Source organism: Streptomyces alboniger (assembly GCF_008704395.1).
In the GTDB taxonomy this organism is placed as follows: domain Bacteria; phylum Actinomycetota; class Actinomycetes; order Streptomycetales; family Streptomycetaceae; genus Streptomyces; species Streptomyces alboniger.
In genome coordinates, this window is record NZ_CP023695.1 from 7,600,429 (window position 1) to 7,616,486 (window position 16,058).

14 protein-coding genes are annotated in these 16,058 nt (G+C 69.9%); 5 read left to right on the top strand and 9 right to left on the bottom strand.

From position 1 onward, the window contains the following. Window positions 1–808 precede the first annotated feature (808 nt). Window positions 809–1,387 (top strand): carboxymuconolactone decarboxylase family protein, encoded by a 579-nt coding sequence (locus CP975_RS33285; RefSeq protein ID WP_055530951.1) that lies wholly within the window; start codon window positions 809–811, stop codon window positions 1,385–1,387. Next, window positions 1,384–2,256: an RNA polymerase sigma-70 factor gene (locus CP975_RS33290; RefSeq protein ID WP_055530949.1), complete on the top strand. Its 873-nt coding sequence runs from the start codon at window positions 1,384–1,386 to the stop codon at window positions 2,254–2,256. Before CP975_RS33285 ends, CP975_RS33290 begins: the two co-directional genes overlap by 4 nt. A 262-nt stretch (window positions 2,257–2,518) precedes the next feature. On the opposite strand, the gene CP975_RS33295 is transcribed toward CP975_RS33290, so the two are convergent. Then, on the bottom strand, window positions 2,519–2,968 hold the full coding sequence (locus CP975_RS33295) for a DUF6196 family protein (RefSeq protein ID WP_055530947.1): 450 nt from the start codon (window positions 2,966–2,968) through the stop codon (window positions 2,519–2,521). Window positions 2,969–3,082: 114 nt separating this feature from the next. Between CP975_RS33295 and CP975_RS33300 the strand changes: the two genes are divergently transcribed. Continuing rightward, window positions 3,083–3,508: a hypothetical protein gene (locus CP975_RS33300; protein WP_055530944.1), complete on the top strand. Its 426-nt coding sequence runs from the start codon at window positions 3,083–3,085 to the stop codon at window positions 3,506–3,508. 3 nt (window positions 3,509–3,511) lie between these two features. Here the strand turns inward: CP975_RS33300 and CP975_RS33305 are convergent, their stop codons facing one another. Next, window positions 3,512–4,882, bottom strand: a complete 1,371-nt coding sequence (locus tag CP975_RS33305; RefSeq protein WP_055530936.1) for an NsdA family TPR-like regulatory protein — start codon at window positions 4,880–4,882, stop codon at window positions 3,512–3,514. Between the two features lie 405 nt (window positions 4,883–5,287). Between CP975_RS33305 and CP975_RS33310 the strand changes: the two genes are divergently transcribed. Continuing rightward, the gene (locus tag CP975_RS33310; protein ID WP_150477668.1) at window positions 5,288–5,779 is read left to right on the top strand and encodes a helix-turn-helix domain-containing protein; all 492 of its coding nucleotides are present in this window, start codon (window positions 5,288–5,290) and stop codon (window positions 5,777–5,779) included. 26 nt (window positions 5,780–5,805) lie between these two features. Continuing rightward, on the top strand, window positions 5,806–7,620 hold the full coding sequence (locus tag CP975_RS33315; RefSeq protein ID WP_070321214.1) for an AMP-dependent synthetase/ligase: 1,815 nt from the start codon (window positions 5,806–5,808) through the stop codon (window positions 7,618–7,620). 79 nt (window positions 7,621–7,699) lie between these two features. Here the strand turns inward: CP975_RS33315 and asnB are convergent, their stop codons facing one another. The 7 genes from asnB to CP975_RS33350 form a co-directional block, all read right to left on the bottom strand. Beyond that, entirely contained in the window at window positions 7,700–9,538 is a 1,839-nt protein-coding gene (gene asnB, locus CP975_RS33320; protein ID WP_055530931.1) for an asparagine synthase (glutamine-hydrolyzing), read from the bottom strand. Between the two features lie 30 nt (window positions 9,539–9,568). Beyond that, window positions 9,569–9,988 carry an aspartate 1-decarboxylase gene (panD, locus tag CP975_RS33325; RefSeq protein ID WP_055530930.1) on the bottom strand — a complete coding sequence of 140 codons (420 nt, stop codon included), beginning with the start codon at window positions 9,986–9,988 and terminating at the stop codon, window positions 9,569–9,571. Between the two features lie 71 nt (window positions 9,989–10,059). Next, entirely contained in the window at window positions 10,060–11,478 is a 1,419-nt protein-coding gene (locus tag CP975_RS33330) for an aldehyde dehydrogenase family protein (protein WP_055530987.1), read from the bottom strand. 29 nt (window positions 11,479–11,507) lie between these two features. After that, the gene (locus CP975_RS33335) at window positions 11,508–12,443 is read right to left on the bottom strand and encodes an alpha/beta hydrolase (RefSeq protein ID WP_055530929.1); all 936 of its coding nucleotides are present in this window, start codon (window positions 12,441–12,443) and stop codon (window positions 11,508–11,510) included. A 14-nt stretch (window positions 12,444–12,457) separates the two neighbouring features. After that, complete coding sequence (locus tag CP975_RS33340; RefSeq protein ID WP_055530928.1) at window positions 12,458–13,966, bottom strand: flavin-containing monooxygenase; 1,509 nt, start codon at window positions 13,964–13,966, stop codon at window positions 12,458–12,460. Further along, window positions 13,963–15,372, bottom strand: coding sequence for an FAD-binding oxidoreductase (locus CP975_RS33345; RefSeq protein ID WP_055530927.1), 1,410 nt, complete (start codon window positions 15,370–15,372; stop codon window positions 13,963–13,965). Before CP975_RS33345 ends, CP975_RS33340 begins: the two co-directional genes overlap by 4 nt. Window positions 15,373–15,413: 41 nt before the next feature. Then, entirely contained in the window at window positions 15,414–15,926 is a 513-nt protein-coding gene (locus CP975_RS33350; RefSeq protein ID WP_150477670.1) for an acyl-CoA thioesterase, read from the bottom strand. Window positions 15,927–16,058 lie beyond the last annotated feature (132 nt).

Here is a 16,058-nt window from a genome sequence, read left to right on the forward strand (position 1 = left end):
GGACGCAGTTCGAGGCCAGAAGAAAAAGATCAAGCTAGTGCGACGGGTCTAACCAAGGCAACCTTGCTGAAGAACGTTGCCCACCGTTTCTTCACACAGCTTGTGGAAGCTAGGGAGATCGCCGGGGAATAGTGCGCACACGCATGTGTTTTCTTCTTGGGTAGGACTGCTACTTCCCCCAGCCCAACGCACCCGCTGCTCACTGGCGACTGTTCGCGCCCATGCAGGTGAACAATCCCGTTTTGGACTACCTCTCGCCGCCGATACCAAGCTGCGGAGCAGGCGAATGGTCGGCCCCTGGGTGCCGCGCGTCACGCCCTGGCCTCCGAGGTACTCAAACACTCACTCAGCTTGTTCTTTGTCTTCCGGAGCTGTTCGGGGCTCAAAGATAAAGAACAAGGTAAGTGCCTGTTTCTGAACCCCGAATCGGCAGGTCAAAAGCCGTCGGTGTCCCGTCTCAGTTGGTCTGGTCCGTGGACAGTGCTGTGACCTGCGGCGACCAGTTCATTTGAGACGCCGGGGGGCCGGGAATCTCAGGTGATCCGGTCCCGGGGGTCGGGATGGCGGGTGTTGTCTCAGGTGATCGGTCTGGCTCCGCCGTCGGGTTTGACCGCGTCCAGGGGCGAGGCGGCCACTGACCCGGACGCGCCGGCACGGAGGAGTGACCTTCCGGTCACTGCTGTCTGAGCGCGGCCGAGGGTCGGTCTGTGTGCGCCGGCGATCCACGCGCAGTGGCGATGGTGGTTGTCACATTCGTAGGCACGGCGGTGTCTTCATGCCAAACAGGCAAACGTCCAAGGAGAACACCATGGCGCTACGCATCCCGAAGGCCGAGCTCCCCGCCGGGCTCCGCGAAAACCTGGTCAAGCAGCTCGGTTCCGTGCCCGAACCCAACGAGGTGCTGTGGAACAACCCCAAGCTCGCCGAGGACAACCAGGAGTTCGCAGCCAAGGTGGCCACCTGGGACGCGGCCGACGCGAGCCTCAAGACGTTCGCGCACATGGCCGTCGCGGCACAGGTCGGCTGCAGCTGGTGCCTCGACATCAACTACTTCGCGGCGCTGAACCAGAACCTGGACCTGGCCAAGGCGAGCCAGGTGCCGCGCTGGCGGGAGTCGGAGGTGTTCACGCCGTTGGAGCGGGAGGTAATGGAGTACGCCGAGGCCATGACGAACACGCCGACGACCGTCACCGATGAGCTGTCGGCGAGTCTGCTCGGCCGGCTCGGCCCGGCGGCGCTGGTCGAACTCACCGTGTTCATCGGCTTCGCCAACCTGGCTGCCAGGTGCAACACGGCGCATGGGATCACCTCGCAGGGCTACTCCGATGCCTGCGAGATCCCGCTGGCCGGGCGTCCTCAGACGTCCGGCGTAGCGTCGGCATCATGACCGAGGACCCGTTCGTCGCCCATCGCAGCCTGCTGTTCACGGTCGCCTACGAGATGCTCGGTTCCGCGGCCGACGCGGAGGACGTGCTTCAGGAGTCCTGGCTGCGGTGGGCCCAGGTCGACCCGTCGCGGGTGAGCGACGCGCGGGCGTACCTCGTCAGGACCGTCACGCGGCAGGCGCTCAACCGGCTGCGGACGTTGGCGCGCAGCCGCGAGGACTATGTCGGCGAGTGGCTGCCGGACCCGCTGCTGACCACCCCGGATGTCGCCGAGGACGTAGAGCTCGCGGAGAGCGTCTCGATCGCGATGCTGACCGTCCTGGAAACGCTCGGGCCCACCGAGCGGGCGGTGTTCGTGCTCCGCGAGGTCTTCGAGCTGCCGTACGGCGAGATCGCCGAGGCCATCGGGAAGTCCGCGGCCGCGGTGCGGCAGATCGCGCGGCGAGCGCGCGAGCATGTGGCGGCCCGGCAGCCGCGGGTGCGGGTGAGCCGGTCGGAGCAGCAGGCCGTGGTGGAGCGGTTCCTGCTCGCGTTGCGTACCGGGCAGTTGCAGGAGCTTGTGGAGGTCATGGCGCCGGACGTGGTCCTGATCGCCGATGGTGGCGGGCTTGCGGCCGCCGCTCTGGCTCCGATCCACGGGGTCGAGCTTGTGGCGCGGGTGCTCGCGCGCACGAACCGGGCGGAAGCGACCCCGCTCGCGACGACGGCCGTGTGGCTCAACGGGGCACCTGCGGGCCGGATCGAGATCGACGGCGAACTGGCCACAGCGGTGAGTCTCGTGGTGGAGAACGGGCAGATCACCCGGGTCTACTTGGTGCGAAACCCGCGGAAGCTGACGAGACTGGACAAACCGGTTGAACTCGCCAGGTAGGCCAACTCCCGCTCCGGCGTGGTGAGTGTTCCGGGCGAAACCGCCCGGAACACTCACCACCACAAACCGGGCCGGAACCCGACGGCGGCCAGGACCGAGGATGCAGGACGGACGCGGGATGGGCCCACGATCCGACATAGATGTTCCCTGACCCTCGAAAGGCCCTACCACTTGAGATGCGTGAGACCCCGCCGGGCCAGGCCAGACCGGACGCACGAGCCCTGACGGACCGACCCACGCTCCGGGGTTCGGAAACAGGCACTTACGGAGAGCCGTCGGCGTCCGCCTCCGCCGCCAGACTCCGCACATGCGCCCGCGCCTCGCCCAGAAGCTGAACGGGCACGAGCCAGTAGTCGTAGATGCCGCCCTGCGCGGAGTTGTATCCGCAGAGCACGGCCACGCCGGTACCGAGGCGTTCCTTGAGCTCCCCGGCCAGCCAGCCGACGAAACCGCTGTTGTCGGACGCCGACGGGAAGTGAAAGGCGAGGACGCCGAAGACCTCCGCCTCCCCGCCCCGCGCCGGTTCGAGAACCGACCAGCTCTGCGCGTCCCGCACCAGAGCCAGGGCCTCGGCGGACGGCTGAGGTACCGGCCCCGCCGGGTATTCGTGGTAGGCCCATGTGCCCGGCAGGACCTCGAAGTCGGCGTCCGCGAGCACGTCGCGCAGCCGTGCGCGGGTTTCCTGGGGTGATTCGTGACTGATGCTGACCATGGCCCGTCCAACCGAGCCCCCCGCTCCTAAATTCCCGCCACCCACCGCCTGCCGTGACCCGCCGCCCGGCCACAGGGGAGAATGAGGTCCACTTACCCCTCGACCAGGAGAAACATGTACAAGCGCCTGCCCGTCCTGGCCCTCTGCCTGGCGACGGCCGCTCTCGGCATCTCGGCGTGCGACGACTCCGGCGACAACCGCTCCGGAGCCCCGGCCCGGGCGGCGTCGACGGCCCCGCCCTCCCCCGAGAGCCCGTCGGCCGCCTCCTCCGGGGACGACGCGAAGCCGCGCCAACTGACGGGCGCTATGCCCGCGTTCTTCCTCAAGACCATCCGGGACCACTACCCGGACATGGACAACATCAGCGACGAGAAGCTCCTCGCCCACGGCAACGCCTTCTGCGCCGCCGAAGGCCAGGCACTCGCCGATCAGGCGAAGAAGACGATGAAGGAACTCGGCACCACCCCGAAGCAGACCGCCCGGATCATGGGCAGCGCACACGGCTACTGCCGCCTGGGCAGCACTCAGTCCGGCAACTGAGCGTCAAGCCGGAAGCGGCTCCTCCAAGAGGGCGCGTACGGCCGGTGTGTCGGACCGCTCCGCAAGCTCGGCCCGCAGCAGCTGCCACTGCTTCGCCACGGCGACCGAGGAGGAGTGGAAGAGGAACTCGGCGGTGCGAAGCGCCCGCTCCAGTGCCTGGTCGGTGTCTCCGCAAGCGAGCTGAGCCCGGGCGAGGAAGCCATTGCACAGGGCCGCGTTCTGGCCTTCCACGGGGGAGCCGCCTGCCGGGCCCGCGTCGAGGAGGGGCAGGAGGTGGTCCACCGCCGGGCCCATCTCGTTCAGGCTGAAGTGGGCGGCGCCGGCATGGAACTGGATCGCCTCGCCCGTGAACCACTCCAGACAGTCGGGGTCGTCGTCGTGCAGCGCGGGGCTGTGCAGGGTGCGGGCGATGTCCATCTCGCGGGCGCTGGCGCGGTGTTCACCCTGCTCCGCGTACGCGCGGCCGCGGAGCACGCGGATCAGGGATGCCAGTCTGGGGCTGTACCGCGAGCGCAGGCAGGCGTGTTGGGCGGCGTCGAGCAGCGTGAGGGCGGTCCGGACCTCGCCGTAGTGCAGGTGCTGCATGGCGAACTGCGTCAGGGCCCAAGCGCCCAGCCGGTTGTCCTCCGCGGCGGACGCCGCGCGCAACGCGGCCATCAACGCGGACTGGGCCCGCCTCTGGTCACCCAGGTCGAAGGCGAGCCGGCCGCTGTAGCAGGCGGCATCGGCCGTCAGGGCCAGCAGGCGTGCTCCGGTGGCCCGGTCGTAGGAGGCGTTGCGCGTCAAGTCGCACAGCAGCAGGAGCCAGGAGTCGGCGAGGATACGGGTGCCGGTGGAGCCCAGGGCGTCGAAGAGCTTGCGGCCCTCCAGCCGGCGAAGCTCCAAGGAGGAGACGGCTGTCGCGGAGAGCCGTAGACCACGGCGGTCCGGGAGTTCGAGCGGGGCGGCGGCGTTCAACCAGGCAGTGGTGAGGCTCCTGATGCTTTGGTCACAGGCGGGGATGGCGTCGTCCCGACCGTCTGGCTCGGGCGACGAGCGTGCGATGCCTTCCAGGGCCACGAGTGCCTCGTCGCAGCTCCACGGCTGCTGGAGCAGTGAGGCATGTCCGGTAGCCACATACAGCCACTCCGGCCAGCCGAGGCGCACCACGTCGGTGCGCGGGACGCCGTGCACGTGTGCCATCGCGTACTGGGCGCTCAGCTCGGGAGTGATCTTCCCGGACTCCCAGCGCGCGACCTTCTCCCGGCGTGCCGCCATGGTTCCGAAGCCCAGTTCGGCATGGGTGTCGGCGATGAGCTTGGCATAGGCGGCGTGGGACAGCTCGTCCCGTCGGCGCAGCAGCGCGAGGGGGTGGCGGATGGAGCGATAGGTCATATGCACGCGGATTTCGATGCCGTGGGTTGTGATGCCCGTGGGAGAGATGGGGAGAAACATCCGCTTAACCGTCAATCCGGACATTCCCAGCATAGTCAGTAGGCGTGAGGGGTGCAGGGGACAGTAGATGCGATGTGCATCAAAAGGAGCGGCTGGGGCTCGTTCCCAGGCTTGTTCCGGGCGGGGCAGGCACATCCGAGGCACACCTGGATTGCTGGAGAACCCCGTGCGTTCGCGGTTCCCTTTTCTTACGGCCGTCCTTCGTACCCGCACATCAACAGGGAGACGACTGTGCCCCCTCAACTCGCCGTTCCCGTCCCCGGACCGCCACCTGAACGCTCGGCCGCCCGAGGCGCGCCGACGACGGTGCCGACCGGCGCCCGCGGACACCGGACCGACCGCCCCATGTCCGTACTGCGCTGGCCCGCGCAGGCCGACGAAATCGAGGCGCACCGAGCGCGGGGGGTCCCCCGTCTGCTGCTGGTCGCGGCGGGTACCCGGCCCCCCGTCTGCGTCGACCCGCTGGAGGACTGGACCCGCACGCCGGTGGACGAGGTGGACCTGCGGGCGCGCTGGGCCGCCCTGTGCGCCAGGTCCGCCTGCCGGAAGCCGAAGATCGACCAGCACGGCGTCCTCCGGTACGCGGGCCAGAGTGTTCCGCTCGCCGCCGGTGAAGCGGCCCTGGTGAGGCTGCTCCTGGACTCCTACCGATCGGTAGTGAGCCGGGACGACCTGATCGCACACATGTGGCCGCACAGTGCTCCCGCGCAGCGCAACGCCCTGGACGTGCGCGTACTGCGGGCGCGCCGCCGTCTCCTGCCGCTGGGCCTGGTGATCAAGACCGTATGGAGTCAGGGCTATCTGCTCGACGCCCAGCAGGACCGGGAGGCCTCGTGACCGGCGCAGATATGACCGACTCAGACATGACCGGCACGCATAGCCGCACGGAGGGATGGCAGACCCTCGCCGGCCTGGCGCGACGCGGGGCCGAACGCCGGCCGACAGTCGCGGCCGTACGGTGGCGGGACGGCGAAGGGGTGTGGCGCACCCGGTCGTACGCCGACGCCTGGCGGGAGAGCGAGGAGATCGCCCGCGGGCTGATGGCGCTCGGCCTGCGCCCCGGTGACCGGGTGGCGATCCAGAGCGCGCTGCGTCCCGAGTGGTCGTTCACCCTCCTCGGTGCGGCGGCCTCCGGTCTCGTCCTGGTCTCGCTCCTGCCCACCACGGTGCCGGAGGAGATTACACATGTCATGAACGACTCAGGTGCCACGGTTCTCATCTGCGAGGACGCGGACCAATGGGCGAAGGTGACGGCCGTCCGGCCCCGGCTGCCCGCTCTGCGCCACATCGTGCTGATCGACGCCCCGGACGGAGCCGACGGCGTCATGACGCTGGCGGAGCTGCGCGCGCTGGGCCGCGAACAGATACCGAGCGCCGCCTTGCGCCGGCGTGAGGACGCGGTGCGGCCCGACGACCTGCTGGTCATCATCTACACCTCCGGCACCACGGGGCCGAAGAAGGGCTGCGCCCTCTCGCACGGCAATTACGTCAGTGTCCTGCGGGCTCACCCCGCCCCGCCGCCCCAGCCCGCCGACGCCCCCCCGGGCCTGAGCAACGGCACCCTCTACGTCGTGACCGGGCCGCACACCATCGCTCTGCTGATGCAGCTGCTCACCTGGTGGTCCGGCTACACCCTGGCCTACTTCAGCGGCGGCTCGCCGGAGCGCATGCTGCGGGAGATACGGGAGACCACTCCGAAGATTCTTCCCTTGGTGCCGCTCGTACTGGAAAGGATCTACAGCGCGGTTCTCGGATCCCGGCCGGAGGGGGAGCGGCGCCGGCTTGTGGAACAGGCCCGGCTCGGCCTACAGGTCCGGGAGCGGCGCGCCAGGGGCGAGAGCCTGCCAGCTGAGCTGGGCCGCTGGTTCGATGAGGCCGAGGCGGGTGTGTTCGCCGAGGTGCGCGCTCACTTCGGTGGCAGGGTGCGACGGGTGACCGTATCCGGCGCCGCGGTGTCCCAGGACCTCCTGGCCTTCTTCCTCGGCTGCGGTGTCCCGGTCGTGGAGTGCTACGGAATGACCGAGACCGCCGCGGCCGTCACCTCCAACTCTCCGGATGACTACCGACTGGGCACGGTCGGCAGACCCCTGCCGGGAGTCGAGGTGGACATCGCGCCGGACGGTGAGGTGCTGGTGCGAGGCGGCAACGTCTTCTGCGGCTACTGGGGCTACGACGAGGGCCGGTTCGGCGCCGTCCGCGATGGCTGGCTGCACACCGGCGACCTCGGCGAGATCGACGAGGACGGCCGGCTGCGTCTGCTGGGGCGCAAGAAGGAGGTGATCCAGCTGTCCCACGGCATGGCCGTCACCCCTCACCCGCTGGAGAGGCAGCTGCGGGCCAGCCCCCTGATCTCCCACGCGGTGCTCTACGGCGAGAGCCGGCCCCATCTCGTGGCACTGCTCACGCTCGACGAGCGGCACGCGTCGGCGTGGGCCGCCGAGCGGGGGCTGCCGACCGACCTGGGTGCCCTGGTCCGCCGCCCGGAGCTGCTGCGTGAACTCGACGGGGTGGTCGCACGCGCCAACTCCCGCCTCCAGGAGTACTACCGGGCCAAGGCGTTCACGGTGCTGGACCGCGATCTGTCGGTGGGCACAGGGGAGTTGACCATTTCCCTGAAGGTGGCCCGCCCGGTGGTGTACGCGCTCCACCGGGAGCGATTCGAGGCTCTCTACGACTGATGGCTCCCCGCACGCGAGATGCCCGGCAGATTTCCTGCCGGGCATCTTGCAGTGTGGCGGCCGCCACCGTGCAAAGCACTCAGCCCACGAGCAGCTTGGGGCGGTGATGGTCCAGCCAGACGTACAGATCGAGCACCTTCTCCAGCAGCATGCGATGCCGCCCTGGATGCGGCACCCGGGTCGGGTCCGCCTCGGCCGCGCGCAGCGCCGTGGGCCTGTCGACGAGGGTGAAGACGTCGTGGTCGGCGAGGGCGAGGACGCCACGCACCTGCTCCTGGAGGGCGCAGACGTACCGGCGGTCCTGCGTCATGGGATAAGGGCTCTTGGTGCGTCCCAGCACCACGTCCGGGACCACCTCCCGGGCGGCCGCCCGCAGCACGCTCTTCTCGCGGCCGTCGAAGACCTGCATCGACCAGGGAATGTTGAAGGCGTACTCGGCGACCCGGTGGTCGCAGAAGGGCACCCGGACCTCCAGCCCCACGGCCATGCTCAGCCGGTCCTTGCGGTCGAGCATCCCGCCGAGGCTACGGGTCATGTGCAGATACAGGAGCTGGCGGGCACGTCGCTGCTCGGCGCTCTCCCCGTCCAGGACGGGGGTCTCGGCGAGCGCGTCGCGGTACCGCTGCGCGGCGAACTCCGGTATGTCCAGGGCCACGCGGAGATCCGGCGGTGTGTACGGGCGCTCCTGCCGGGCCGTGCCGAGAGCGGCGGTGAGCCAGGGGAAGCCGGCGGCCTCGCTGACCGCCCGGTCGTGGAACCACCAGTAGCCGCCGAACATCTCGTCGGCCCCCTCCCCGGAGAGGGCGACCGTGGAGTGTTCCCGGATCGCTCGGAAAAGCAGGTACAGGGAGTGGTCGAGGTCACCGCGGCCCACCGGCAGATCCCGGGCACTCACACAGGCCCGGCGGACCTCCGGGTCGGCCAGCGCCGCGGGGTCCAGCACCAGATCGGTGTGGTCGGTCCCCAGGTGATCGACGACGGCGCGTACATAGGGTGCGTCCGGGCTGATGTTGTACTCGTCCGGTACGAAGTGCTCACTGTGTCCGGCGAAGTCCACCGAGAACGACCGCAGCCGCGCCGCCCGTCCGTCGGACGCGAGTCCGGCGAGGGCACTGGAGTCAAGACCGCCGGACACCAGCAGGCAGCGGGGGACATCGGCGACCAGCTGTTCCCGTACGGAGTCGTGGAGCAGCTCCCGCAGCCGCCCGGAGGTCGTGGCCAGGTCATCGGTGTGCGGCAGGGCCCGCAACCTCCAGTACTCCTGCTCGCGCACGCCCGAGCGACCGACCGTGGCCACATGGCCCGGCGGCAGTTCGCGCATGCCCTGCCACACCGCGGCACCCGGCGTCTTCACGCCGAGCACGATCTCCCGTATGCCGTCCAGGTCCACGGTCCGTGGCACCGCGGGGTTGGCCAGGACGGCCTTGGGTTCGGAACCGAAGAGCACCCCGTCGGGTGTGGGGTAGTAGTACAGCGGCTTGATGCCCAACCGGTCCCGGACCAGGAGCAGTTGCTCGGATCGGCCGTCCCAGACGGCGAAAGCGTACATGCCGACCAGGCGCTCGGTGAGCGCGGCGCCCCACTCCAGGTAGGCGCGCAGCACGACCTCGGTGTCGCAGGCGGTGCGGAACGGGTGGCCCCGGCGGCGCAGTTCCGCGCGCAGCTCGGCGAAGTTGTACACTTCGCCGCTGTACGTCAGGGCCACGACGCCGTCGAGGGTCTGGGCGGTCACCGGCTGCGCGCCGCCCTCCAGATCGATGATCGCCAGACGCCGGTGGCCGAGGGCCGCATGCCGGGAGTACCAGGTGCCGGAGCCGTCGGGACCGCGGGCCGTCATGGATCCCGTCATGGCTTCGAGTACACCCTCCTCCCGGGTGAGATCGCGGTCGAACGACACCCAGCCGGTGATTCCACACATACCGCTGCTCCTTGCGTACGGGGGAAGAGGTCAGTCGGTGAAGATGTGATCGCCGCGGACGGTCTGCCCGTCGGCCGTCGGCTCGGCCGGGTCCGAGCCCATCGAAGTGATCCTGTTGTCGCCGTCCACGAAGACGACCTTGGGCTCGACCTTCTGCGCCTCCGCGTCCGCGACGACGCCGTAGCCGATGATGATGACCAGGTCGCCGACGTTGATGAGACGGGCGGCGGCGCCGTTGATGCCGACCACACCGGTGCCCCGGGGGCCCTCGATGATGTACGTGGAGAGGCGGTTGCCGTTGTTGATGTCGACGATGTCCACCTTCTCGCCGGGCAGCAGACCGGCGGCGTCCATCAGGTCGGCGCACAGGGTGAGCGAGCCGACGTAGTGCAGATCGGCCTGGGTGACCGTGGCGCGGTGGATCTTGGACGTGAGCATGGTGCGGAACATGGCTGTACTTCCTTTCGAGGTGACTTGCGGAGTGGATCGCTGCTCTTCAGGGGGTGGATTCCGGTGGTCTTTCAGACCTGCACGGACTTGATCTCCAGGAACTCCTCCAGGCCGAGGACACCGTGCTCACGGCCGTTCCCGGACTGCTTGTATCCGCCGAAGGGGGCCCGGGGGTTCAAGTCGGCGCTGTTGACCCCGACTTGACCGGCGCGCAGGAGCCTGGCCACCGCGAGGGCCCTGTCGCGGTCCGGTGACCAGACCGCGGCGGCCAGCCCGTAGTCGCTGTCGTTCGCCAGCCGTACGGCCTCGGCCACACTGTCGTAGGGCTCGATGGCGAGAACCGGACCGAAGACCTCGTCGCGGTGCACCGCCATCCGCGGGGTGACCTCGGAGAGCACCGTGGGGCGGACGAAGTAGCCCCGGGGCAGGCCGTCCGGCGGCAGGGCCCCTCCGGTGACGAGGCGTGCGCCTTCGTCGAGGGCTCTGGTGATGTGCGCGCGGACCCGGTCCCGCTGAGTGGCGGACACCAGCGGGCCGAGGCGGGTCCCCTCTGCCAGCGGATCACCGGCCGTCATGGCCTCGGCCGCCTGCCGTGCCGCCCGTTCGACCTCGCCGAGCCGGGAGCGGGGCACCACGAGCCGGGTCAGCGCGCTGCACGTCTGGCCGGAGTTGAGGAACGCGTTGACCACGACCCGCGGCACCGCCTCGACCGGGTCGGCGTCGGGGAGCAGCACCGCGGGGCTCTTGCCGCCCAGCTCCAGCGTGACGCGTTTGACCGTCTCCGCGGCCAGTCGGCTGACCCGTTTACCCACCGCTGTCGACCCGGTGAAGGACACCAGATCGACGCCCTTGTGCGCGGCGAGTGCTTCGCCCACCACCGCCCCGGTGCCGCTGACCATGTTGAATACGCCGGGCGGCAGGCCGGCCTTGTCGAAGATCTCCGCCAGTGCCCAGGCGCCGAGCGGTGCCACCTCACTGGGCTTGAGGACGACGGTGTTGCCCGCGGCCAGGGCATAGGCGACCTTCGCGGCGATCTGGTGCAGCGGGTAGTTCCACGGGGTGATCGCTCCTACGACGCCGTAGGGTTCGCGCACGATCAGTGAGCCGCCCTCCTGACGTTCGTACGCGTACGCCGATGCGACATCGGCCGCCTGCCGGAACGACAGGACGGGCAGGGCGACATGCGCGGCCCGGGCGAACGCCAGCGGCGCCCCCACGTCCCGGGCGGTGAGCACGGCCAGCTCGGCCGCTCGCTGTTCCAGCCGGTCGGCGACGCGCCCGAGGTACTCCGCGCGGCGGGCAGTCGGGGTGTCCCACCATCCCGGAAAGGCGCGTCGGGCCGCGTCGACGGCCGCGTCGACGTCGGCGGACGTGCCCTGCGGGACGGCGCACATCACCTGCTCGGTCGTCGGGTTGACGACCTCGATGACGTCGGTGCCCCGCGAGGGTCTCCAGGCACCGTCGAGGTAGATCTGACTGTGGTGGTGCATGTCGTTGTCTCCTTCGTGCTGCTGGGTGGCTACCACCGGGCTCGCAGCGCCCGGCCGACCTCGTCCACCGCTTCCTGGAAGGCGGTCAGTCGGGGGAGGAGGAAGAAGATGTGGAGCATTCCGGCGTATCGGCTGACGGTCGTCGGCACTCCGGCGGCCCGCAGCCGTCGGCCGTACTCCTCTCCCTCGTCCCGCAGCGGGTCGTACTCGGCGGTGAGGATCAGCGCCGGCGGCTGGCGTGACAGGTCGTCGGCGAGCAGTGGCGCCGCCCAGGGGTGGGTGGCGTCTTCCGGGCGGGCCAGGTAGAGGTCCCAGAAGTGCTCCATCGCGGCCCGGGTATTGACGTAGCCGCGGGCGTGCTCCTGGTAGGAGGGGAACGGGGAATCGCGTGCGGGCGCGGTGATCGGGCAGATCAGCAGCTGGAGGCCGATGTCCGGGCCGCCGTGTTCGACGGCTATCCGGCAGGCCGCGGTGGCGAGGTTGGCGCCCGCGCTCTCCCCGGCCACGACGAGGCGGTCCGGTGCCGCCCCGAACTCGGCGGCCCGCAGGGCGAGCGCGTCGACGGCCGCGTAGGCGTCGAGCACGGGCCCGGGGAAGCGGGTCTCGGGCGCCAGCCGGTAGCCGACCGAGGCGACCACCGCTCCCGTGGCGGCGGCGAGTCCGCGCAGCGGGCGGTCGACGAGGTCCACGCTCCCCGCGACCCAGCCGCCGCCGTGGAAGAACACCACGAGGGGCCGGGGCCGCCCGTCGGGCGGGCCGGGCCGGTAGACACGGACGGGGATCGGCCCGCCGGGGCCGGGGACCGAGGTGTCCGTGACCTGTGCCATCGGTGCGGGCGGGCCTTGCACCTGTATGAGCCCGTCCAGGAGTTCGCGGATGACCGCCACGCTCACCTGCTCGAACGCCGGGAAGCCCTGCTCGTCCAGAGCGCGCAGTACACGCTCCGAGTCCGTGTGGAGGGGCATGGTGCTCCTTCGGATCAGGGGCGGGTGCCCGGGGCGGGCCGCGGGGGCACGGCCCGGTAGTCGGCCCGGTCGAGGCGGGCCGTGCGGCGGCGGTAGTCCGCGGTCTGGCCCGGCCAGTTGTTGGTGACCCGCCCACTGCTGTGGCGGTACCAGCTCGTGCACGTCGACCAGACCGACCGCCGCAGCCGCCGCTGCACGTCCCGGTCGAAGGCGTCGGCGACCTCGGCGCGCACTTCCAGGAAGCGCGTCCTGCCCCGGGCGAGTTCGCGTACCGCGGCGGTGATGTACCGGATCTGACTCTCGATCATGTAGATGGCCGAGCCGGCGCCGATGTTGGTGTTGGGGCCGTAGATCATGAACATGTTCGGGAAGCCCGGGACGGCCATGCCCAGGTAGGCCCGTGCGCCGTCGCGCCACACCTCGGACAGCTCCCGCCCGCCGCGACCGCGCACCCGCAGGGAGGCCAGGAACTCGGTGGCCGCGAAGCCGGTCGCGTAGATGATCGTGTCGACCGGATGCCGGGTGCCGTCCGCGGTACGGACCGCGCTGTCGGTTATCTCGGTGATCGGCTCGGTGACGAGGCTGACGTCGGGACGGTTCAGGGCCGGGTAGTACGTGCTGGAGATGCCCACCCGCTTGCAGCCCAGTTCGCTGCGTGGTGTCAGCTTCTCGCGCAGTTCGGGGTCGTCGAGCTGCGTGCGCAGCTGCATCTGCGAACCGCGCTCGGTCAGCCGGGCGGTCGGCCACCGGCGGGTCAGCCCGGAGACCAGGGCCTCGTTGAAGAGCCACCAGCCGAGCCTGGCCAGCTTCTGGGGCAGCGGCGGCAGCCGGCGGGACCACCGGGAGGGCGGCCGATAGGTCCGGTCCCACTTGGGGACCACATACGGCGCCGAGCGCTGGAAGACGGTCAGGTGCCCGGTCAGCGGCGCGATCTCCGGGACAATCTGCAAGGCGCTCGACCCCGTGCCGATCACGGCCACCCACCGGCCCGTCAGGTCGTGGTCGTGGGACCACCGCGCGGAGTGGACCGTGTGCCCGGTGAACCGGTCCGCGCCCGGTATCCGCGGTATCCGCGGATTGCTCAACTGCCCACAGGCCGGCACCAGTACCTCGGCCTCGATGGTCTCCCCCTCACCGGTGCGCAGCCGCCACAGCGCGGAACTCTCATCGAACTCGGCCGACTCGATCTCGGTGTTCGGCCGCAGGTGCGAGCGCAGTCCGTACTTGTCCGCGCAGTCGTGCAGGTAGCGCAGGATCTCGGCCTGGGAGGCGTACCGGCGGGCCCAGTCGCGGCGGGGTTCGAAGGAGTAGCAGTACAGGTGCGAGGGGATGTCGCAGGCCGCGCCGGGATAGGTGTTGTCGCGCCAGACCCCGCCGATGTCCGCGGCCCGCTCCACGATCACGAAGTCGTGGTGTCCTGCCCGCTTCAGCGCGATGGCGAGACCGATACCGCCGAAGCCGGCGCCGACGATCGCGACGCGGGGGCGACGCCCGCCGCGCCCGGCCCGCTGGCGGGCCCTCACTGCCCCGCCTCCGCGGGCGCGGGCGGGATGTTGTGGTTGAAGCGCAGCAGGTTCTCCGGGTCGTACTGTGCCTTGACGCGTGCCAGCCGCCGCAGCCGCGCGTCGTCCCAGAACCCCGCCACCCGGTCGGTCCCGGGCTCCTCGCTGAGCAGGTTGAGGTAGGACGCGCCCGACCCGAAGGCCCGCAGCGCGGCTCCCGCCTCCTTCACCCAGGCCCGGCACCGGTCGTTCTCGGCGGGGTCGTGCCACTGCCCGACGATGTGGATCAGCCAGCTCTCCTCGCGGTGGGAGAAGGCCGTGGCGTCCGGTTCGATCCGGGTGGGCTGGGCGTCGAAGGGGATGACCTGCATGACCGTCTCCGGCGACGGGAGATCGCTGCCGATGCGGGCCACCGTCTCGATCTCCGCGCTGCCGAAGCGGGGCAGGAACTCGCTGGTCCAGTACTGCTGATGGCCGCGAGGATTGGCCGGGTCCAGCATGGACTGCACGGTCACCAGCGGCATCGGCTCGACGACGTCGATCAGCGGGCTGCCGAACTCCCGGATCGGCCGGATCACGTCCCAGCCCTCGTCGAGCGGCCCCGAGTAGCGCAGGAAGAAGCCGACGACGGGCCGTCCCCGGTGCTCCTCGGGGAAGAACCCCAGGGCGGGAACGCGCAGGAAGACGACGTCGGTGCTCAGTTCGTCGGGCGTCGAGCTGATGGTGTCCCGGAGGAAGCGCAGGACCTCGACGGCCTGCTCCACCGGATACGCCACCATGCCGGCCAGCATCATCGGCCCCACGGGGTGCGCCCGGTACTCGAAGGAGGTGACGACGCCGAAGTTCCCGCCTCCGCCGCGCAGTGCCCAGAACAGCTCCGGATTCTGTTCCGCGCTCGCGGTCACCACCTCGCCGTCCAGGGTGACCATCTCCGCGGACAGCAGGTTGTCGCACGTCAGCCCGTACTTGCGTTGCAGCATGCCCATGCCGCCGTTGAGAGTGAGGCCCGCGATGCCGGTCTCGGAGACCTGCCCCGACGGCACGGCCAGGCCGTGCACCTGGGTCTCTCGGTCGACATCGGCCAGCGTCGCCCCCGCCTGTACGCGTGCCGTGCGCCGCTCCGGGTCGACGTGGACGCCCCGCATGAGCGACAGGTCGATGACGATGCCGTCGTCACAGGTGCTGTGCCCGGCGATGCTGTGTCCACCACCGCGTACGGCGATGGGGAGCCGCTGCTCCCGGGCGAAGGCGATCGCGGCGATGACATCGGCCGCGCCGCGGCAGCGCGCGATCACCGCGGGACGGCGGTCGATCATGGCGTTGAAGACGGCGCGCGCCGCGTCGTACGGGGAGTCGGCAGGGGTGATCACTTCGCCGAGGAGCGCGGCGCGAAGCTCCTCGACGGCCGCGGAATGCAGGGGGTTCATGGATGTTCCTCCAGGGAGCGCGGAGAGAGTGCGCGCGCGTGTCAGTGGTGAGCTGCTGCCGCTTCGGCCCGACGGCGTGCGATGAACTCCTCGAACTTGTCGTGGAGTTCATCGGTGGCACGCATGAGGCGGCCACTCTGCGGGTTGACGAGGGAGTGCACGGACTGGGCTTCCGCGAGGAGCCTGCTGCCGTTCGTCCGGTAGATCTCGTAGTGGCACTCCAGGTGCCTGCGGGGTGTGATGGCCCACGTCCTGATGGTCAGATCGTCCAGGTACTTGGCCGGCTCGTGATAGCGGGCGCGGAAATTCGTCGTGGTGATCTGGTAGTTCCAGAAGTCGACGCCGACGGCCAGTGCGAAGGCCTCGCGGCCCAGATCGAACCACGGCACGAAACTTGCGTAATACGCATGTCCTTGCACGTCGCACTCGCCCCATCGGACGCGTGCCGTGGTGTCGACGTGATTCCAGCCTTCGAGGTTCGGTACGGATTCAACCCAACGCGGCATGGCGGCTCGTTTCTCGTGAAAGGTTCTACGAGTGCTGCCCGGAGGCATTTATACGGCTCGACCATAGGAACGCCGTAAAGGCGCGTCAATCATTCCTGACGTGCATCTTTCACCGTGCCGCAGATGCCCTGGCATCTTTCTCGGAACTTACAGAAATCCTGGTCGAAACGGGACTTCGGT